Here is a 21907-nt window from a genome sequence, read left to right as displayed (position 1 = left end):
AGTTTAACGTTGCAGAATCGTTCGACTTCCAGGGAGGAGGACACATGCAAGATGGATTGTCCAGACGGATCACCGGACCGCAGCTGTTAGTTCTATTATTGCTCGTAACGCAAGCAACACTTCTCCCGGCACAGGAAGCCTTGGAAGCAAAGAAACCTCAGCGGGAACAAATCGGCACCGCCCTCGGCAAGCCTGTCTATCGCGATCAGCTTAATACTGAATCCACAGATAAACTCACGCACTCACTTCAGTCTCATTTCTCTGCAGTACTAGAGGAAGCTTATTTTGAAAAACACCGAATCCGGCTTGCACCAACCCAGCAGGAATTTGATGCGTATACAGAAGACGACCCCGACTTGAAGAAATTTAGTGTCACCCAGATTTCTTTGAGGCAAGCGAAATTGCGTCAGTTGGAACGCAGCCTGAAAACACCTGATCTCTCCGATCAACAACGCCAGAAACTTGAGAAAGTACGCAAAACTCTCGAGGATCAGCAGCAATTGGATCTCGCCTCGTTTGTATACGATCTGCTGATATACTGGAAAATGGAGGTGGAGATTTACCAGCGCTATGGCGGTGGCCGAGTCCGATCACACATGTTTGGTTTTGAGCCCCTTGATGCCAATCATCGCTGGTTGAAAGAGGAAGAGAAAAAAGGCCGTTTCAAAATCTCAGATCCGAAATTGCGTACGTTATTCTACGTTTACTGGACTGACACCTTCAGCGACGGATTTCTCATGCAGGATCAGGAAGAAATTCGCCGGGACTTCCTCGAACCAAACTGGTTGCGCCAGGCTCTTTCAGAAACGCCAGTCACGGCTAAAAAGCCCTGACCGCTCACTCAGCAGGTTGATCCGCACCGATACACACCAGCTCTTCCTGGCGTTTTCCACCCGACTGTGTGCCGACTCTCAAAAACAGTTCCCCATCGGCGACAGCGGGACTCGCATAGCAGTCACTTCCCAGCTGGTTCACGGCGACTTCCTCAAAACCGTCTTTCTGCGCCTTAAACACAAACGTTTCTCCTGACAGATTCGGCACATAGATCAGCCCGTTACACAAAATTGGCGAAGCGCTGAATGAACCACGCAGGCGATGTTTCCAGAGCACGTCGCCCGTCTCGGTTGACCAGCAGAAGACGATCCCGTCGTCCGTGATCCCGTAGAGCTGTTCTCCCTCAACCAGCATGGATGGTTCATAGATTTTGGTTTTATCAGACCAGAGCAGTTTCCCCTCGGCAGATAAACCCACCGTTTCACGTTTGGGATAACCACCACTGGCGAAAATTTTGTCATCCGTTGTGACAATCGTGCCGCACGTCGCTTCGGCCAGACAGGGAGTGCTCCAGTTTTCTTTCCCTGTCGCAGGATCAAAACTGGCAACCTGATCACAGCCGCTGATCAGCAATTGATCGCGGCCCCCGACATGCGCCACCACCGGACTGGAATACGTACTGACCGCAGGCCGCGAAACCCGCCAGGCAATCTTGCCCGATTTCCGATCCAGTGCGGCAATATAACCGCCGCCCCGGTTATCGGCGGCGATAATCACAAAGGATTTATAGAGCAGGGGGGGAAGGGGCATAACCGAATTTTGAGTTGAAGGCGCCCAGCTCTTTCTGCCAGAGTTGCTTGCCGTCTAAATCAAACGCCGTTGCGATGATCTTTCCTGAATTTAGAAAGACCGCATAAATGCGTTCTCCATCACACAACAACGTCCCGTTTGCATTCGTCCCTTTTTTGTGTAGTTCTCCCGGTGAAGGAAAGCCCCCTTTATGCAAGACTTTTTCCCAACGAACCGTTCCATCGGTACGATTAAAGGCCATGATCATCTGCTCCTGATTCTGGTCATCGGCAGTCGCCAGCAATACCAGATCATTCACAATCACAGGCGAGCCATGCCCGCGCCCGGGAAGAAACGTCCTCCACTTTACATTTTTCGTCTCATCCCACTCTGTTGGCAGTGCTTGATCAGGAGCGTGGCCGTTTCGCTGCGGTCCGCGCCAACCAGGCCAGACTGTGGAAAGATCCGGAATATCGGAATCACTTAATGAGACGCCACTCGACTGGACGGAGATTTCTTCTACCGGAGTCGTCTTCGTACAACCGGCAACCAATAGAACACCGACCAGGAACAAACGGCTGAAAAATGTAACCATCTCGAATCACTCCTCCTTGAAGTTTCTATTTTGAAAAGTCGATGGCGGGACATTTTTGATTCACAAAACTGGCACTGATTCTATGGGATTGACAGAATCAGTGCCAAGTTCAAAACACGATTCTTAATCGATTATAACTTTTTCAGAAAGACATTCTTAAAGCGAATTTCGCCGCCGTGAGTCTGTAACTGAATCGGGCCGGTCTCGTAGATGGGCTGATCTTTTTCATAATAGTTATCCATCTTTTTGTTGTCGACAACCAGCTTGTCGTTCATATAAACGGTGACCTTATCACCTTTCATAATGATGCGGAAATGATTCCATTCCCCAAACGGTTTATCGGCATGCACGAGTGGATATTTGCCTTCCCCCTTATTATTAAACAACCCACCGGAACCAAGATTCGCTTTGCGATCCCATTTGCCGCCTTCTTTCGTGGTGTCCCAGATCTGTACCTGAGGCACGCCACGCAGATAGATACCGCTGTCAGCTTTGGCGACGGTTTTATAATCGAGCAGTAATTCAAAATCACCAAAGTCTTCCGCCGTCGTCAGATAAACGCCTTTCCCGTCGTTGACGAGCTCACCATCTTCAACTGACCAGTGCTCTAAAACATCTTCCCAGTTCTTTTTCAGCAGTTCCTTGCGTTCGGCTTCCGACATTTTCTTGACAGCCAGAGGACTTCTGCCTTTGACTTTATGGTAATTCATCCCGATCCAGCCCGACAGATCCTTCCCGTTAAACAGGGCAATAAAACCTTCAGGCGGCTGATTCAGTTTGGAGTCCGCTTTTTTTTCGCCCGCGGATAACACGGAAGTCCCCACAAGTGCGAGAACCAGAAACGAACAAAGACGCTTTTGGAAACTGATCTTTGTATCCATAAATCATTCCTCTTACTGTCAAAGGTGTGAATTAATACTCTGGGGAAGATTCAGTAACCTTCCTAACTAATTACTCTAATTTCACATTCGAGGAAATACAATGTGCCCGCGCGAAAGTCATGCAGAATTCAAGAAAAGGGAACCGTCCTGTTACGGAAGTTCTGTTGTCACTTGATGCCTCAAGTCATTTATACAGTGGAATTTAGCCTGTAAATCCTTTTTTTCTATTCGGTACATCGTTTGCTGCCTTATATTCTCACAATGAATCAGGTACGATCAGTTCAGGATGAGCCAGTTTTACACGCCAGTAAACAACAACGCGCAGAAATGCGTTACGCGACAGTGGTCGCTCATCGATCACGGTGGTCGCTCAGCGACCGGTCTCTCTCAGGATCGTGCCATCCGATTCTTTTTCGCCGGTTCGTACGCGCTGTTACGAACCATGCTTTGTCGAAATTTTGCTCCGCTCTTCGCGCAGGACGGACTCTAACTACAAATTCATTTTCCCAGGATGCCGGAAAGTGTCACTCTCTTAAAGACCTCAAAGGAACAGGATGAAGAAAATGGCCCGAGATGTTTTAAAAAAATCATCCAAGCAGAAATCAAAATCAACCACTAAAACAAAAGCCGCGGCGTTTCCCGCCAAAAAACCGGATGACCTGAAAATCACACTCATCAGCCTGCACGGTTTGATTCGCGCCCACAACCCTGAATTAGGCCGCGATGCTGATACGGGAGGTCAGGTCAAATACGTACTGGAACTCGCACGCGAACTGGCCGCACATACGCACGTCCGGGAAGTCGAATTGCTCACCCGACAGATTATCGATCCCAAAGTGGACGATGATTATGCCCAAGTTGAAGAACAAATTTCCGAAAACGCCAAGATCGTCAGAATTCCCTTCGGCCCCAAACGTTATCTGCGCAAAGAATCATTGTGGCCTTACCTCGAATTATTCATCGACCAGACACTGCAACATTTTAAGCGAACCGGCCTGCCAGACATCATTCACGGTCACTATGCCGATGCCGGCGTTGCCGGTGCCCAGTTGGCACGTCTGCTGCACATTCCCTATGTCTTCACCGGTCACTCACTCGGTCGTGTGAAACGACAACGTCTGTCACTCAGTAAAACCGATATCGACGCACTCGAAAACAAATATAAGTTCACGACGCGCATCGAAGCCGAAGAGCTCGCTCTCGAAACCGCATCCATGGTCGTCACCAGCACCAATCAGGAAGTTGAACAGCAATACCAACTGTACGATCATTACGAACCCTCGCGGATGGAAGTCATTCCTCCCGGCGTCGATTTAGACTCATTCGCACCAGCAGATAAAAACTGGAAGCTGCCTCATATCGCCAGCGACCTGGGACGCTTCCTGCGTGAACCCGACAAGCCCATGATTCTCACCATGGCACGCCCCGATGAACGCAAAAACCTGGAAATGCTCGTCCGCGTTTATGGCGAGAGCGAACAACTGCAGGAAATGGCCAACCTGGTCATGGTTATGGGAGCCCGTGATGATCTGCGCGAATTACCAAAAGGGCAACGTTCGATCATCGAAAACGTGCTCTATCTGATCGATAAGTACAACCTGTATGGAAAAGTTGCTTACCCGAAAAAACATCAGCCAGATGACGTTCCCGAATTGTATCGGCTCGCGACATCAACCAAGGGAGTTTTCATCAATCCCGCGCTCACCGAACCCTTCGGTCTGACTCTGTTGGAAGCCGGTGCTACCGGCTTGCCCATTGTCGCCACCAATGATGGGGGACCGCGAGATATCATCGCCAACTGTCAAAACGGCCTGCTGGTGGACCCGTTAGATCAATCTGCCATCGAACATGCACTGCTCCGCGTGCTCACAGAACCGGAACAGTGGACCGACTGGTCAGCAAACGGGATCAAAGGCACACGCGAATTCTATTCCTGGAATAATCATGCCAATCGTTATCTGCGTGACCTGGATGACATTCTCGAACATTCGCCGGCCCCCGTGCTCGCAGACAAATCGACTAACAGACGACTTCCCGATTTTGACCGGTTGATTATCACCGATCTGGACAATACACTGACGGGCGACGATGACGCATTAAAGGAATTCATCGAACTGATCCGTGAAAATGAACATATCGGTTTTGGTATCGCAACAGGCAGACGTCTGGATAGTGCCATGGCCTTAATTAAGGAATTGGGACTTCCCCAACCAGACCTGATTGACACCGACGCTGGTACACAAATACACTACGGTGAGCACCTCACTCCCGACCTCAGTTGGCGCAAATCAATCGACTATGCCTGGAAGCCGGAAGAGATTCGAAAAACGCTCGATCCACTCCCGGGTTTCTTTCCTCAGGAAGACGAACATCAGTCAGAATTTAAAGTCAGTTACGAAATCGATACCAGCCTCAGCCCCAGTATCACAGCCATTAAAAAAATTCTCCGGGAAGCCGGTTTGCGTGCTAAGGTTATTATGTCCCTCGGCATGTATCTTGATATCATCCCCGTACGGGGTGGAAGCGACCTTTCCATGCGGCATGTTCTCTGGAAATGGGGCTTCGCTCCGGAACATGTTCTCGTCTCAGGCGACTCGGGTAACGATGCCGGCATGCTGTTGGGACGGACGCTGGGCGTCGTTGTCGGCAACCATAGTGAAGAGCTGGAAAAGCTCCGTAATCGTCCCCGCGTCTACTTCGCGAAAGCCTCGCATGCTGCAGGCATTCTCGAAGGCATCAAATACTACAACTTTTTAGACAAGATAACTATTCCCAATGATCGGATCGAATGAGCACGGCGCAGGATGAGATTGACTTCAAAGCGGATCTGACACTGCAACGCTTGCAACCGCAGCTCGAAGCAGTCTGGCAAACCAGCCAAATCAGTGATGGCAAACGACACGAATTCGAATTAAGACTGAAGGAACATTGGCGCCCTCTGTTTGCGCTACTCTTTCGTCTATATCACTCCCGGTACGACTTCTTCTATCATATCGAACAGGTCCTGATCACCGCTGCAAAAGCCTGGGCCGAACGTCCCGAAGCCCTCTGCAAACTCGATCGCCACCGCATCAACGAACCCAACTGGTTTCAGTCGGAAAAGATCTCTGGCGGTGCCTTATACGTCGATCTGTTCGGCGATAATTTAAGCAAACTTCGCGAGAATGTAGGCTACTTCAAGGACCTCGGCCTGACTTACTTACACTTTATGCCGCTGTTCGCCGTCCGTCCCGGCAATAATGACGGGGGATACGCCATCAGCACGTATCGCTCAGTAGACCCCCGGCTTGGTACCATCGACGACCTGCGTCTGCTCGCCGCTGACCTGCGCGAAGCCGGCATTTCACTGGTCCTCGATTTTGTCTTCAATCATACGTCCGATGACCACGAATGGGCACAACTCGCCCAATCCGGAAATCGTGAGTACCAGGATTTCTATTACATTTACCCCGATCGCACGGAACCCGAAAAATACGAACGCACGCTCCGGGAAATTTTTCCCACCGTCCGCCGCGGCAACTTCACCTGGCACGACGGCATGCAACAATGGGTCTGGACCACCTTTAACAGCTTTCAATGGGACCTGAATTACACGAACCCCGCTGTCTTCCGTGCCATGCTCGATGAAATGTTTTTCATCGCCAACACCGGCATCGATATCCTGCGCCTCGACGCCGTCGCTTTTATCTGGAAACAGATGGGGACAAGCTGCGAAAATCTGCCCGAAGCACACACCCTCATTCAGGCCTTCAACCGCCTGGCACGCATCGCCACGCCAGGCCTGTTGTTCAAGTCCGAAGCCATCGTCCATCCCGACGATGTTGTCAAATATATCAGCGAGGAAGAATGCCAGATCTCGTACAACCCCACACTGATGGCGCTGCTCTGGGAATCGCTGGCGACACGCAAAGTCAACCTGCTGACACAAACACTCAAACACCGCTATAAGCTTCCCCCCAATACAGCCTGGGTCAATTATCTGCGCTGTCATGATGACATCGGCTGGACCTTCGATGATGCCGATGCCGAAGCCATCGGTATCAACGCCTATGATCATCGTAACTTCCTCAATGAATTCTATACCGGCCAGTTCCCGGGCTCGTTCGCGCGTGGCGTTCCTTTTCAGGAAAACTTCGAAACAGGCGACATGCGCATCTCCGGAACGATGGCGTCTCTCGCTGGTCTGGAACAGGCCATCGAAGAAGACGATGACGAAAAGAAAAAAATCGCCATCAGCCGCATGCTTCTTCTGCATGGCGTTTCACTCAGCATCGGCGGCATTCCACTTCTCTATCTGGGAGAGGAATGGGGCATGCTCAACGATTACGACTTCGTCAAAGATCCCGCCAAAGCCGGCGATTCCCGCTGGATTCATCGTCCCAAAATGCAATGGGAATACCTCGACGAACTCGATGACCATATCGGCACTGAAAACGGTTCAATCCGCAAACAGATTTATCGATCCACACAAAAATTGATCGCCTTAAGAAAATCACTGCCCGCACTCGCCGGCCAGGACATGGAGCTGATCGCAACGGCAAATGACCACATTCTCGGTTATGTGCGCTTACATGATGGCAATCGCTTAATCGTCCTCGCGAATTTTTCTGAAGAAACCCAGGAAATCGACGGTAACAAACTCCGTACTGCCGGACTGGGACGATTCTTCCAGGATATGATCGAAGATAAAACCTACGCGACCTCAGAGAAACTGGTGCTCGCACCGTACCAGATCCTCTGGCTCAATCGCGTCTAACCGACGGAACGATCTGATGTCCCCGATGAAACCGAATCAACCAGCCGTCTCCTCTCGAGGGCACGTCCTGGCTACCGATCTCGACGGCACCTTCATCCCCCTCGAAGGCAACACACAAAACCGGTCCGACCTGCAAACACTCACCAGCCAGTTCGCCGCTCATGACATCTCCCTGATCTTCGTCACCGGCCGTCACTTCGAATCGGTCGTTGCAGCCATCACCGAATTCCAACTCCCTGAACCAGAGTGGATCATCTGCGATGTCGGCACCTCAATCTTCCAGCGACAGACATCCGGTGAATTCACCCCCGTCTCCGCGTATCAGGATTATCAAGATCAGATCATCGCCGCCATGCCTATCGCCACACTCCGTGAACGGCTGCAGTCGATTCCGGGTTTGCGTCTGCAGGAAGAAGAAAAGCAGGGGCCTTTCAAACTCAGCTTTTACGCCGACGCTACAGAACTCGATAAACTCGTCGAACAGATCCAGGCCGATCTTGACCAGACACAGGCTCCATACTCCATTATCCACAGCGTCGACCCCTTCAATGGTGATGGCCTGATCGATCTCCTGCCGGCCACCGTCTCCAAAGCACACGCGCTCCAGTGGTGGTTCGCCGAGTACAACCTCAACTCGGAAGACATCGTCTTCTCGGGCGATTCCGGCAACGACCTCGCCGCACTTACCGCCGGCTATCGCACGATTCTGGTCGGCAACGCCAGTCGCACACTCGCGCAGCGCGTCCATCGACTGCATCAGGAATCCGGCTGGAAGAACAGACTCTACCTCGCACAAAGCGCCGCCACCAGCGGCGTCCTCGAAGGCTGTCGTTGGTTTGGACTCGCAGAAACCCCAGCCACTCCCATTGAACGCCTCGGAGCCACTCCCGTCACTGCCAACAAAACCCATTTTCGTGTCTGGGCTCCCAAGCGAGACAATGTCACTGTCGAAATTCAAGATAGCGACACCACCATCGAACACGACTTGCACCGCGACGAACACAGTTTCTTCTCTGGCACTGTTCAGAACGCCCGGCCCGGCTCCCAGTATCAATATCGCCTCGATAATAACGTCGCACGTCCCGATCCCACGTCGCACTATCAACCACAGGGCGTTCACGGCCCTTCCCAAATTGTCGACCACCGCGACTTTGCCTGGACCGACCAAAACTGGCAAGGCATTGAAAAACGCGCGTTGATCATCTACGAACTCCACCTCGGTACCTTCACCGAAGACGGCACCTTCCGCGCCGCCATCGAACGCCTGCCCGCCTTGCTCGATCTGGGAATCACCGCCGTCGAACTCATGCCCGTCGCTCAGTCGCCCGGACATTGGAACTGGGGTTATGACGGTGTCGATCTGTTCGCCGTTCGCAATACGTATGGCACTGTTGACGACTTCAAAGCCTTCGTCGACGCCTGCCATTCCGCGGGCCTCGCCGTGTTACTAGACGTCGTTTATAACCATCTGGGACCGGAAGGTAACTACCTCTCCGAATTCGGCCCTTACTTTTCCGACAACCACCACACCCCCTGGGGCGACGCCGTCAACTACGACGGCCCCGATGCCGCACACGTCCGACAGTTCATCACCGACAACGCGATCTACTGGCTCGAAGAATTTCATCTCGACGGTTTAAGACTCGACGCCGTCCACTGCATGTACGATGACAGTTCGTTTACCATTCTCGATCAAATCCGTCAGACCGTCACAACGTTTGCGGCGTCCCGGAACCATCCCATTCACCTCATCGCCGAATCCAACGTCTACAACCACGAAATGCTGACCGCCGACCAGAGCAGGGGCGCCTATGATGCCATCTGGTGCGACTGCCTGATGTATTCGCTCTACTCGCACGCACTCCCCGAACTGTCACTGACCCATCGCCAGTACAAAGGGACGCGCGATCTTGTAGAAACACTCGCGCACGGCTATGTCTACGCCGGTAAGGATTCCCAGCGCGTGTCTGAAAACCAGCGCAAAAGCCGGCATTTTGAGTCACTCGTAATCGCTCTGCAAACCCATGACAGCGTCGGCAATCACCCACACGGCAAACGAATTCACCACCTGACTTCCAAAGAATTCCAGAAAGCCGCCGCCGCCCTCGTCCTGCTCTATCCCGGAATCCCGCTGATATTCATGGGTGAAGAATGTGCGACCGAAGCCCCATTCCCGTTTTTCGTCGATTTCGAAGACCAACAGCTCCGCACAGCCGTTGACCTTGGTCGCAAAGGAGAATACCCGGAGCATATCTGGCAGGACGCCTATCTCCCCTCGAATGCAGACGCCTTTTATCATGCCAAATGGAACAACGCTACCGGGCGCGACCATGATATGCACGAGTGGTATCGCCGTCTGCTCCAGCTCCGCAAGCAAGGCCTCCAAGTCGGCTGGCTCACACCAGCCCACATGAAAACCGAATGTAACCCGGATCACAATCTCTTCACCATACACTACCAGCACACTACTATCACCACTCGACTGACGCCCCCGGCGATTACCGACGCCAAACCCATCGCCGTCCCCCTCAAGGGAAAACTTCTACTGTCCTCCGACCCCGATCCCGTCATCGAAAACAACCAGATCGAACTCGCCCCCAACCACGCCATCATCACCCAACAATAGCTCCCAAGTAAGGGAAAACCCGGTGGCACTGTTGGCTTGCCAACAGTGATTACCAATCATCCCAAAACCACGAAAAGCAGGAGTCGCCTTGCCGCGAGACGTCGCAATAGTTCAGACCACAATGAAACCTCTCAAAACGTCAACACCCGGATAAAATTTCACGACAATCGATTCTTCTTCCGCTCACGATCCCAGGCAAACCGGGCCCCCAGCCGAATCAGAAACCACCCCCACCACGCCTGTAACCAATTCGCCCGGCTCGAACCTGACCGAGCCACTAACCGCCAGATTGTATCTGTTTCACAGCGCGTAAATTGACCGGTCTCATACAGCCGGTCATGAATCACTCCCGCCAGATCCACGCGGGAACAATCGATCATCAACTGACTTAAACGGGGCAGGGAACGGGAGTCCACAATGAAATTCGCCGGGACTACAATCTCTTTACCGCGCACATTCACAACCAAATCACAAAGTAACCGGCGACTGCCATCCGAAAGGCGTTCCGTCCGCAGTGGTCCGCTCATAATCGTGACGGTCTGGTCTGTCTCAGCCATTAACATGCCCTTCATCTAAAAAATCATTCAGAAAGAACCTGTTCAATAAACGTTTCATAACTAGAGTCTCTATAGTCAGCATGAGGGCTTCTTGTAGTGAATAAACCGCCTGTTTACTCATTTTTAGACTCAGAAAGAAAGCTATCGCATGAACTTCCCAACCAACGGTTCAGAACAGACAATGAACAAATCTGCGTCACAACTGCTTGAATTTAGGCCAAACGGGAAGGGGAAACGCATGATTTACCTTGCTCTGACTGCAATACTGCTGGTTTTGTTCTTCTTTAGCTGGAAGTTGACCGCCAGAAGTGCATACGAATCAGCCCCGTATACCGTTGTCGAATCCGCGGACTCTTTTGAAATCCGTGACTATCCTGATTTAATGCTGGTGATGACAGACAGCAAAGCACAGCCTGCTGACAAAGACAAACGCTTCATGAAACTGTTCCGTTATATTCAAGGTGCAAACCAGCAGGAACAAAAGGTCTCCATGACAACGCCGGTATTCATGGATCCCGAAACACAGAACGCCAGTGGAAAAATGGCGTTTGTGATTCCTGAAAAAACCAGAGCAGCGGGCATACCAGAGCCAACGGGCGCTGACGTCAGCATTCAAAAACGCAAAGGGGGACGCTTTGCCGTCTATCGCTTTAATGGACGTTTAAATAAAGAAACCACTATGAAAGCAGAGCAGAAATTACGCACATGGATCAAAGAAAAAGGCCTGACTCAATCAGGCAGTATGGAAGCAGCCGGTTACGATCCCCCTTGGACACCGGGCCCTCTCAGGCGTAACGAAATTCTGATTCGCCTGGAACAACCCGCTGATATGAATTCGAAAAAACAGGATTCCATATAACACACGAATTCCGCGCCATGCACCGAGAGCATCAGACATCTTGAAAACACTGTTCCTGCTACAACTGGTTTCCACCTTCTACATGGTTGGATTGATCTGGTTCGTCCAAATCGTACATTACCCCCTGTTCGCGTTGGTCGGGCGACCCGGGTTCACCCGCTATCAGCAGGCGCATCAAATCAGAACCACTTACGCCGTCGGCCCCATGATGCTCACCGAAGCAGCCACAACCGTCGCCATCGTCTATTGGCCTCCTCCCGGCATGGGTCCCGCTTTTACCTGGACCGGCGTCGGCTTGTTGTTTATCGTCTGGATCTCAACAGCCGTGCTACAAGTCCCCCGGCACCACGTCCTCGCGGCTCGGTTTTCTCCCCGACACATCCGAGGGCTGGTCTTTTCCAACCAGGTCCGCACCTTCGCCTGGACGTGCCGCGGACTTCTGCTGCTGATCTACCTCTTCCAGATCTTCCCCGACAAATAAATATTCTGTCAGTCCGACTGGCTCACGCCACCATCCAACACCAGCGCCCAACCACACGATCATCATAAACAACATCCGAGTCTCTATAAAAATGTAGGGGGAGCCCTATGTGGCTGCCCACCGTACGACATCACCACCATCTCCACCCCACATTGGCAATACGGAGAACCTCCCTTCGCCAAACCGCAAAAACGCCAACCCCACGGGCGGACACATGGGTCCGCCCCTACTTTTGTTGCATCCAAACTGTCATTCCATCACTTACCACATTACAATAAATGAATTCTCGTACGACACCGGAGGGGTGGCACTGTTGGCTTGCCCAACAGTGAGAGGAAAAACGAACCTAACACCGAGAGAAACACCGATGAAACATCACTGGTGGAGTCTAACACTGATGCTATTACTAATCTCCCTCTCGAACAAAAGCGATGCCGTGGAATCAATCCAGCGGATCAATGACATCGAATACGCGACCACCCCCGAGCAGCGTCTGCTCCTCGATCTCTATCTACCGGAAGGCGTTAAACACCCGCCGCTGCTCGTCTGGATTCACGGCGGTGCCTGGCGTGCCGGCTCGAAAGACAACATGCCGCTCACCGACCTCGTCCAGAACGGCTTCGCCGTCGCCAGTGTGGAATACCGGCTCTCTCCGGTCGCGAAATTCCCCGCCCAGATTCACGACATCAAAGCCGCCATCCGCTTCCTGCGCGGCTCCGCAGAAAAATACGGCTATAACGCCGACAAAATCGGCATCCTCGGTTCCTCCGCCGGCGGGCATCTTGTGGCACTCATGGGTGTCACCAACGGACATCCACAACTCGAAGGAGACCTCGGCGATTTCGACGACGAATCATCCAGCGTCCAGGCCATCGTCGATTATTATGGCCCCACGAATTTCATGACGATTCTCCCGCAATCCACGCCGCACGGATTGAGCGTCCGCGTCCCCGCACTGCAACTGCTGCTTGGCGACCGCCCCGAACGAACCCCGGACCTCGCTAAACTCGCCAGTCCCGTGTTTCATATTGACGATCAAGACCCGCCGCTGCTGATCATCCACGGCGATCAGGACCCGCAGGTCCCCATCAACCAATCCCACGAACTCCACGGCAAATATAAACAGCACAAACGCAAAGTCACCTTCGAAGTCATCCACGGCGCCGCCCACGGCGGTCCTGAGTTCTTCGACGCCGAACGCATGCAACTCGTCGAAACATTTCTGAAAAAACACCTCAAAAAGTAGGGGTCGACCCATGTGTCGACCCGCCGCGCGACGATCCCACCGGTTCACACACACATCGGCACCACGCAAAACATCCCCACGCCGCAGCACAAACACACCAACCCCACGGGCGGACACATGGGTCCGCCCCTACATCACATATAATATTTGTCTTTCCCTCAATTCTGGGGATTGGTTCTGATGTATTCTACGATTTCGAAATACGCTTCTTCGTCGCGAATGATGTGTTCGTAATAATTCCGTTTCCACAATCGTTTGGAAAACTGCAACCAACCCTTTTGCTTCACTCCTCGCATATACTCATTGATCGACATCGTTTTAAACCATTGAACAACTTTTGCGACAGTCGGCGAATCATCCTTGTTCATGTCATGATCCCTCCGATTAATCTGAACAATTCCATGTAGATGATTCGGCATCACAACAAACTCATGAAATGTTATCTCTGAGAATTTTTCATCTACTTTGTTCCACCATTTTTGAACCATCTCTCCTGCATGGTTGAGGTTCATGACTCCATCTTGAACCGAACCAAACAGGCACAGAGAACTTTGTGTGCAGATTGTAAGAAAATAAAAACCGGCCTGCGAATAATCATACCCCGGCATTCGAATTTCCTTCCGCCGAGGTGAATTCATTTCTGGTCTCTTTCGTTAGTTGATACTTATGTCCCCCATACATCAAATCAATAACATCGCAACAGGTCAAACAAAAAACGTAGGGGTCGACCCCACCGGTTCACACCCACATCGGCACCACGCAAAACATCCCCACGCCGCAACACAAACACACCAACCCCACGGGCGGACACACGGGTCCGTCCCTACAATATCCCCCACGTAGGGGCAGGCCTATGTGCCTGCCCGCCTTGCGACACCCCATTCGATTTATGCCCACAACGTAATACAAAACAGACTTCCGTGTGCCACTGTTTGCTCCTCAAACAGTGCCAAATCAGCGTCAACTTCACCGTCAATCTCACCCTAAATTAACCATTCATCCAAACTGGATCCATCCGTTAAATCTGCCGAAAATAGAATAGGGGACTCGGCATATTTTTCGTCATCAATGCGTAGCGTGAACAGGGAGCGTGAGACAGTGAGGCTTAAGGACTTCGTTCCCATTCTGATCCTGCTGCTGGTCTTCCCGGCATATCAGGCGGCCGGAGCAGAAACGGGCGATGAAGGAGCAGGGGAGCCGCAGACGAATGCCAAGCCTGAGGTGATTCCCCCCGACCAGTTCAAACCAGACCAGCTACCGATAGCCGACCTGCACGTCGCACAACCAGACGACCGTCTGCTGAGCCCCTGGCTGAACAAGGATAACGGCATCACAGTCACCCCCATCTATTACGGCGAACTCTTTACGAACGCCCACGGCGGCATCGCCACGAACGGCTCGACCCAGTACGAAGGCCTGCTCGATCTGTCGCTCGATTTTGATTTTGAAAAAATGAACCTCGCCATCCCGGGCCGCGCTGCGTTACTCTTTCAAAATACACATGGACGGGGGCTCGATCAGTTTGTCGGTGCCACACAGCTCATCAGCAGCATCGACTCTTACGACAACATCACCCAGATCAGCGAACTCTGGTGGCAACTCGATTTCTTCGACGAAGCGCTCACCTTCCGCATTGGTCGACAGGATATCAGCACTGAATTCATCACCATGGAGACCGCCGGCGATTTTATTAACTCCGCGTTCGGCCTCTCCCCCTCAGCCGGTCTCCCGTCGTTTCCGGCTCCCAGTCCGGCGATTATCCTGATGACCGATCTCAGCGATTCTGTCACCTTCAAAGCCGGCATGTGGGACGCCTATCGCAGTAATGAACGGGGAATCTTCTCTCAAAACGGTTCCATCCTTTACATTGCTGAATTCGAATACCGCTACACGACTGCGCGGAATCAACTCCCCGGCATACTCTCATTCGGCGTCACCTATGAAACCCCGGGTGAAGTCCCCGCTGGTGCCATCCCCCGATCGTTCGGCTATTACCTGCAGATCGAACAAATGCTGTATCGCGAAGCCGACAGCACAGACGACAACCCGCAGGGGCTCTCAATCTTTGCACAACACTATCCAACCGAGACCAACGGCTATTCCCCATTTCCCGAGATTCCCCAAGACGGCCTGGCCGGCTTTGCTTACACGGGACTGCTTCGCGGCCGCGATGAAGACGTCGTCGGTGCCGGCATCGGCTGGGTCGAACTCAACCAGGGAGGCACCGATGAGGAATTGATGGTCGAAGTCTTCTACAAAGCCCAGATCAACGACAATTTGAGCATCCAACCCGACCTGCAATACATCAACACCCCCAGCGGCCTCTACCCCAACGCCCTCGCAGCCGGCATCCGCTTCCAGCTCGATCTGTAAAACGGGCGGGTGGCACCGTTGGCTTGCCCAACGGTGATAAGAACCAGATTCCAACAATACAGCTTTTCGTGCGTTTCGTGGTAGCAAAAACAGATATCCGTGTCGCCCCCTCGTATTGCCGGTAATCCAGCACGAGCCAGGCCCGAATCAACTTCGGACCCAGCACGGATTTGGAAAAAAACGGAAACGCTGACAGCCATCAATGATGATGATGGAAGGCCGCGTCTTTTTCATTTCCACCTGAGATCACATACGCCAGCAGATCCAGAATCTGTTCTTTGTCCAACGTGTTCAGCAAGTTGGCCGGCATGATCGAGACAGGCGAGGAACGTTGAAACTCGATTGCGCTCTTTAGAATCTTCTGCTCCTTCACTTGCGGAGGCCCTGTCACGAGTGTCAACGAAGTCTTATCTTCAGCGACAATATTTCCATTCAGACTTCGGCCATCTTCCAGCAGGAGCAGTACCGTTTTGTACTTATCCTCAATTTTGCGGGAAGGCTCAAGAATTTCTGCCAAGATTGCTTTGGCGTCGTGCTTATGCTTCTTCACCACTTCATCAAGATTCGGACCGATGGAGAGATTCTTGCCAAGAGTCACGCTGTTCTTATCTAATTTGTGACACTGAGCACAAGCAAGCTTAGTAAAGATTTCCTTACCTCGCATAAAATTCCGATGTTGTCCTACACGTTTCACATCTTTATCCAGATCGGCCAGTTTCCATTCTGTAACCTTCGTAACCTGTTCCGGATTTTTTTCGAGAAACTCTTTGAGGTCGTTGGTCACATACATCGTTCCCCGCATCAGCAGGTGGTGTCCGGGGAACGAGCAGATGTAAGGGTAGGCCCCCTCTTTTGTCGGAGCGACGAACTCGATTACCTCTTCCTGACCATGGTCGACCAGTTTGCTGTGCCAGAGAATTTCCTTGCTCTCGGGAATAAATCCGACTGAGAATCCATGGGCTCCCAAAGCAATCGCCGCCAGACCCACTTCATCGGCTTTCCCGGGATTGACCAGCATAATGTTGTGAGGCATATAATCCGGGTTGGCAAACGTGAGTTTCACCTTCTTACCCGGCTTCACAGTCAGTTTCGTCACGTCGTATCGCATCCGCTCGCGGACCGTCCCGATGCGAATTGTCGTGAGTTCAGGAGTATCACTGAGAATGCCTGACTTTTGTGTCGCTGCTTCTTCCGATTCTGCGATCACACCGCCACGCATGGTACTTTCGACATTAAACCACAAATGCTTCACCGTGTTTGCAGCAATCCGCGCGTGCGGCTCGGGAGATTTCAACAGCAGCCCCAGTAATTCCAGATTGCGATCATTGTGCTGCTGATGCAACCAGAGTGCTTCGAGCAGATGGTGTGCGTCTTCTTTTTTGTTCGGATCAAATTGCTTGACCCATTCTTTTGTGGCAGCGATCACGTCAGCGGAATCGCGTTCACTCAATTCGACGCGCGTTCGGTGACGAATGCCATCGATGGGCGATTTCAGATTGTCGAGCAATTTAGCAATCGGCTGGCCGTCAATGGCAACCGGTTTTTGCAGCGGACGCCCCTTAGCGGTCATTCGGTAAATACGACCATGTTGATGGTCACGATTGGGATCACGAACATTGTGCTGCATATGGCCGATGATCACATTGTGCCAGTCGCAGAAATATAATGAACCATCGGGAGCAAAAATCGCATCCGCGGGGCGGAAATTCTTGTCTCCGCTCATCATCAGACCCTTTGACTTGTCTTCCGTTTTGGAGCCGTCCGCATTGACCCGCATCACCGTCAGATCATCACCGGCAGGCTCGCCCCACACAGTACCTTTCTCACCATCCCGCGCCAGGTCATAGTGCTTGATACCCAGAAAACCAATCACGTTACAGATCAAAAAGTCGCCTTGCATGGACTCAGGGAAGTGAGCACTGCTGACCACTTCACTGGCGGTCACAGGCCGCACTTCTTTCTTGAGCAGTTCGTGCATTTTGAACCCGGCCTTATCCGGACGCACCTGATAGGCCCGGCCACCGGTTCCATCGGTCGCATAGTGATAACCCCAGTAGTCAAACGAGATCCCATGCGGGTTCGGCGAATTGACGGCATGCATCGAAATGGTGAACCGTCGCGGATCAAAACGATACATGGCCGATTCACCAGCCTGCAGTGAAGGGCCCCAGGGATGTTCGTGGTTATGCACCATGAACACGCCGCTCTGCCAGTAAATCGCACCATCAGGGCCATAGATCAAGTTGTTCGCTGCGTGATGGGTGTCCGAAGAATCCAGGCCTTGCAGCAACACGGTACGGACATCGGCCACGTCATCACCGTCAGTATCTTTCAGGAACACAATTTCCGGCGCGGAAGCGACCAGTACGCCACCATTCCAGAATTCAAAGCCGAGCGGATTCTGAATCCGCGCAAACTCAGTCACGCGATCCGCTTTGCCATCATTATTATCATCGTGCACGATCAGCAACGCATCGTTCATCTCTTTCAGCGGTTCCCACTTGGGATACGTCGGCCAGACAGCCGCCCACAGGCGACCTTTCGTATCGAACTGCATCTGCACCGGGTTAACCAGTTCGGGAAACTGTTTTTCATCGGCAAACAGGCTGACTTCAAACCCGTCAGCGACCGCCATATGTTTGATGCCTTCCTCGCCGCTGATGTAGTTCAGGTTCCCCTCTTTCACCGCACTGGAACTCTTGCTGCCGCCGCCAACATTCGAGATCACCTTGACCGGCTGGGGCACGTTGCTGTCGTCGACTTTGAGATCCTGTCCTTTGGCGACCGCCCAGATCCGGGCATCGCGATTGTTCGTCATCACATCCAGCATCGACAGCTCGTGCTGCAACACAACGGCGTTGGTTTGATCGTTCGTAAATTTCAGAATGGACCGACCGCCCCAGACATCATTCCCATCACGGGCGCGATAGCGGTTATTCCACTTATAAGCCTTATCCAGTACAGCCGACCGTAGCGGCTCCATCGTCTGTGACGCGGTGACCTGATGACCAAACAGTGCGGATGAAATCACTTCAGCCAGCTGTTTGTTCCCTTCTGCCGTCAGATGCACGCCGTTGATGGTCAGAGGCGTACTCGACTCTTTGAACATCTGCAGAGAAGGGTGGAACAGATCCACATACGCGACTCCCGCTTCGCGGGCAGCGGCTGCCGTTGCCTTGGTGTAGGCGGCCAGTTGAACGTTGTGCGATTTGCCGTCAGGTACGTTTTTGCTGCCGGTGTCTTCATGTGCGATCGGGCTGAACAATACAATCCGCGGGAACGATTTTCCGTTGGCCTTCGAACCACGGGTCTTTTTGACAAAATCAATGAGTTTTCTCTGATACTCGTCCGCTTTTTTTACGCCTTCAAATGATTCGTTATAGCCGAAGAATGCGAACACAACGTCTGCCTTCACATGCCGCAGATATTCGGTAATAGTGGCGGCACCCTTGCTGCGCGGGTATGAATCCACTCGATCGCCGCTCACGCTCATATTACGAAAACGAACCTCTTTCCCCTGCAGTTCACTCTGCAACAGTGTTTCCAGCCACCCGTCATGCTGCATCCGATCAGGCAGTCCATTACCGAGAATGGCAACGACATCGCCATTTTGAAAGGCAAACGGAATCGGATCGCGGTAGTTGGCCGGCACGTCAACCAGCGTCGGATCCGTAGCTTGACTGTGTGACTCCGCACCGACCGACTTCGAAGTCGACTTATAAGGCACACCCGGTTTTCCAGCGAAGGTCAGGTATTCCAGATTTCCCTTGTTCTTGACATCGATCTCCATCGTAAAGGGAGCGGCCACATTCGTGACTCGGAACACCGGTTTGCGATTCACATCCAGCAGCGTCAGTGTGAAATCTTCCATACGGCCCTCGAATCCTTCACGATTCCAGATGCCTACCTTTTCCACGTCGACAGCGCGACCGAGATCGACTTCCCACCAGGGATTCTTTGTTCCCGCATTGGCGGTATGTGTCTGCCCGCCTTTGCCCCAGTCAGCGCTTTTATTACCATCGAGTGCCTTGGCGGCGACTCCGGAACCCATCGTGCTTGACTGTGTCGCCTTGCCTCCCTTTGCGATATTTTTTCCACCGCTGATCACTTCAACTTCCGCCAGCGTCAGAATGCGTTTATTGCCCGGCAGTTCGATGCGTACAAAACGTGCCGGCTTACCGGTCACGAGCGATGCGGTTGATTTCTTGGACTTTTTTGCCTTCGCGTTTTTCTTTTTGGGAGCGGGTTTCTTTGGGGAATCGGTTCGCTTCGTATTGTGGTTGGCAGGAATCGGACTTGTAAACCCGGCATACGCTTCCGGCTTGATCCCGTGCGCGTAAGTGGCAAAACCAAATGTATTGGGCTTGAACGGCCCGACGAAGGCCACGTTGGCGTCCGCTTTGATCGCGTCTTCCATGCCCAGCGCCCAGAAACACGCGTTGACCAGCATTCGGCGGTAGCCATCGTTCAACAGATCCTCAGGCGTTCCATACAGCGTCGTAAACACGCGGCCCTTCTTTCCGGAAGGAGAGGTATAAGTGCGCGTCCACTCCGAAGGCATCGGCGGCTTCGTTTCGTCAGCTGGAGAATCCTGCTTCATGCCGTTCAGAGGTTGAGCCATCGTCAATACTTCCCCATCGGTCGGCTTGCCGACATAACCGCCCGCCTGCACCCAGATATCTTTCACGCCGCGCAAAATCGGATGCTGCTTTTTATCGTCAATAATGCTGATGCGTGTGCTCTGCTTATGGTTGGTTCCATAGTGCCCCACCCAGGTCTGCCCCAACACCTGATGTCCAAAACCCTTCTCGTAGTTTTTGTCTTTACTGTTATAGGAATATTCAGAGAAGGGAGCAGAGGCAGGCATATTGAAGGCGTGCGTCGCCGTTCGCATGCCGACCACCGGGCCACCCCGTTTAAGATAATCCACGAGATGCTGCATCTGTTCTTTGGGAAGATTCTGAAACCGCAGAAAGACCACCGCCAGATCCGCCGAATCGAGTGCTTCCATGCCGGGAATATTGGAATTGCCCGCTACAATTTCACCCGTTTCCGGATCGATATTAAACAGCACGGTACACTTGAATCCGTGATGCTTCGCCAGAATACGCGCCAGTTCCGGCAGCGATTCTTCAGACCGGTATTCATGATCGCCGGCCAGGAACACGATATGCTTCCCCTTACCAGGACCATCAGTCCCTTCGTAAACCAGCGGTGCCGCACTGGCCAGGTTAGTCACGCAGAGTGACAGGCAGAGAGCAAGAAGCCAATAAGCGGATTTCAGGGGGGAGTCTGCAATGAGGAAGGAAAGATGTTTCATTGTTCGAGCGTAATCCGTAAAAAGAGCAAAGAGTATCCGGGTGTGAATTTAACTGAATACTCCCAGTTTAGTTACGAACAGAGGCAGAAGCTAGGCTTTCGCTCCCCTCCACAAGAAAAAAACAGGCTGACAAATGAATCCGCCCCGCCATGTCTCCTCTCGTAGGGGTCGACCCATGTGGCTGCCCGCCGTTAGACATCCCCACCATTTCACACTCACATCGGCAACACGCAAAACATCCGCGTGTGCCACTGACCGGCTTGCCCGGCAGTGATTCTATTAGCCTCCTAAAACACCCTCACGCCCCCCCTACAAAACATCTCAACCCTGCGGGCTGACACATGGGTCAGCCCCTACATTTTGTCTAGATTGTTGTTCGTGATGTTCATCTAAGTTGCTGCTGGTGATATCTGGTAGGATTTGTTTGCCGGTGGTTGTTTTCCTGGAACTGGGTTCTATCGGCGGCTGGGTGCGTTTTTTTTATTCGCACTGGTGTTACACAAAATAGAGGAACCGGGGCGAAGGCCCTGCGGCTGATGAGATGGAACAAAACCGGCGGCTGGCGCCGTTCCGCTCACTTTTTTACTGGTTCCATTTGATCTGTTGTCAGTATTTGTATGTCGTGAGGCGGGCGAGCACATGGGTTCGCT

At 52.4% G+C, this 21907-nt stretch carries 15 protein-coding genes; 9 read left to right on the top strand and 6 right to left on the bottom strand.

What is annotated here, in order from left to right; genetic code table 11:
• Nucleotides 1–44: 44 nt before the first annotated feature.
• Nucleotides 45–833: a hypothetical protein gene (locus Pan241w_RS12735; RefSeq protein WP_145216054.1), complete on the top strand. Its 789-nt coding sequence runs from the start codon at nucleotides 45–47 to the stop codon at nucleotides 831–833.
• A 4-nt stretch (nucleotides 834–837) separates the two neighbouring features.
• On the opposite strand, the gene Pan241w_RS29395 is transcribed toward Pan241w_RS12735, so the two are convergent.
• The 3 genes from Pan241w_RS29395 to Pan241w_RS12725 form a co-directional block, all read right to left on the bottom strand.
• Nucleotides 838–1584, bottom strand: a complete 747-nt coding sequence (locus Pan241w_RS29395; protein WP_198000498.1) for an outer membrane protein assembly factor BamB family protein — start codon at nucleotides 1582–1584, stop codon at nucleotides 838–840.
• Nucleotides 1559–2158 carry an outer membrane protein assembly factor BamB family protein gene (locus Pan241w_RS29390; RefSeq protein WP_198000497.1) on the bottom strand — a complete coding sequence of 200 codons (600 nt, stop codon included), beginning with the start codon at nucleotides 2156–2158 and terminating at the stop codon, nucleotides 1559–1561. Before Pan241w_RS29390 ends, Pan241w_RS29395 begins: the two co-directional genes overlap by 26 nt.
• Nucleotides 2159–2289: 131 nt before the next feature.
• Nucleotides 2290–3039: a 3-keto-disaccharide hydrolase gene (locus tag Pan241w_RS12725; RefSeq protein ID WP_145216052.1), complete on the bottom strand. Its 750-nt coding sequence runs from the start codon at nucleotides 3037–3039 to the stop codon at nucleotides 2290–2292.
• A gap of 286 nt (nucleotides 3040–3325) precedes the next feature.
• Between Pan241w_RS12725 and Pan241w_RS12720 the strand changes: the two genes are divergently transcribed.
• The 4 genes from Pan241w_RS12720 to treZ all read left to right on the top strand — a co-directional run bounded on the left by Pan241w_RS12720 (nucleotide 3326) and on the right by treZ (nucleotide 10421).
• A complete protein-coding gene (locus Pan241w_RS12720; protein ID WP_145216049.1) occupies nucleotides 3326–3529 on the top strand; it encodes a hypothetical protein in 204 nt (67 codons plus the stop codon).
• A gap of 73 nt (nucleotides 3530–3602) precedes the next feature.
• Complete coding sequence (locus Pan241w_RS12715; protein ID WP_145216046.1) at nucleotides 3603–5831, top strand: HAD-IIB family hydrolase; 2229 nt, start codon at nucleotides 3603–3605, stop codon at nucleotides 5829–5831.
• On the top strand, nucleotides 5828–7795 hold the full coding sequence (locus Pan241w_RS12710) for an alpha-amylase family glycosyl hydrolase (protein ID WP_145216043.1): 1968 nt from the start codon (nucleotides 5828–5830) through the stop codon (nucleotides 7793–7795). The genes Pan241w_RS12715 and Pan241w_RS12710 overlap by 4 nt, the downstream gene beginning before the upstream one ends.
• Nucleotides 7796–7811: 16 nt before the next feature.
• Nucleotides 7812–10421 carry a malto-oligosyltrehalose trehalohydrolase gene (gene treZ, locus Pan241w_RS12705; RefSeq protein ID WP_145216040.1) on the top strand — a complete coding sequence of 870 codons (2610 nt, stop codon included), beginning with the start codon at nucleotides 7812–7814 and terminating at the stop codon, nucleotides 10419–10421.
• A gap of 158 nt (nucleotides 10422–10579) precedes the next feature.
• Here treZ and Pan241w_RS12700 read toward each other — a convergent pair whose 3' ends face one another.
• A complete protein-coding gene (locus tag Pan241w_RS12700; RefSeq protein ID WP_198000496.1) occupies nucleotides 10580–10978 on the bottom strand; it encodes a DUF1353 domain-containing protein in 399 nt (132 codons plus the stop codon).
• Between the two features lie 238 nt (nucleotides 10979–11216).
• Here Pan241w_RS12700 and Pan241w_RS12695 point away from each other — a divergent pair, with 238 nt between their 5' ends.
• The 3 genes from Pan241w_RS12695 (at nucleotide 11217) to Pan241w_RS12685 (ending at nucleotide 13564) form a co-directional block, all read left to right on the top strand.
• Nucleotides 11217–11837, top strand: coding sequence for an SOUL family heme-binding protein (locus Pan241w_RS12695; protein WP_232107439.1), 621 nt, complete (start codon nucleotides 11217–11219; stop codon nucleotides 11835–11837).
• 40 nt (nucleotides 11838–11877) lie between these two features.
• Nucleotides 11878–12318: a hypothetical protein gene (locus tag Pan241w_RS12690; protein WP_145216034.1), complete on the top strand. Its 441-nt coding sequence runs from the start codon at nucleotides 11878–11880 to the stop codon at nucleotides 12316–12318.
• 313 nt (nucleotides 12319–12631) lie between these two features.
• Nucleotides 12632–13564: an alpha/beta hydrolase gene (locus tag Pan241w_RS12685; RefSeq protein WP_232107438.1), complete on the top strand. Its 933-nt coding sequence runs from the start codon at nucleotides 12632–12634 to the stop codon at nucleotides 13562–13564.
• A 158-nt stretch (nucleotides 13565–13722) separates the two neighbouring features.
• Here Pan241w_RS12685 and Pan241w_RS12680 read toward each other — a convergent pair whose 3' ends face one another.
• Entirely contained in the window at nucleotides 13723–14202 is a 480-nt protein-coding gene (locus tag Pan241w_RS12680; protein ID WP_145216030.1) for a transposase, read from the bottom strand.
• A 460-nt stretch (nucleotides 14203–14662) separates the two neighbouring features.
• Between Pan241w_RS12680 and Pan241w_RS12675 the strand changes: the two genes are divergently transcribed.
• On the top strand, nucleotides 14663–15937 hold the full coding sequence (locus tag Pan241w_RS12675) for a carbohydrate porin (protein WP_198000495.1): 1275 nt from the start codon (nucleotides 14663–14665) through the stop codon (nucleotides 15935–15937).
• Nucleotides 15938–16136: 199 nt separating this feature from the next.
• On the opposite strand, the gene Pan241w_RS12670 is transcribed toward Pan241w_RS12675, so the two are convergent.
• Nucleotides 16137–21257, bottom strand: coding sequence for a PVC-type heme-binding CxxCH protein (locus Pan241w_RS12670; RefSeq protein ID WP_232107437.1), 5121 nt, complete (start codon nucleotides 21255–21257; stop codon nucleotides 16137–16139).
• Nucleotides 21258–21907 lie beyond the last annotated feature (650 nt).

It is taken from the genome of Gimesia alba (assembly GCF_007744675.1).
GTDB lineage: Bacteria > Planctomycetota > Planctomycetia > Planctomycetales > Planctomycetaceae > Gimesia > Gimesia alba.
Note: the sequence above shows the minus strand (reverse complement) of the source record. Positions and strands in the feature narration are given on the sequence as shown.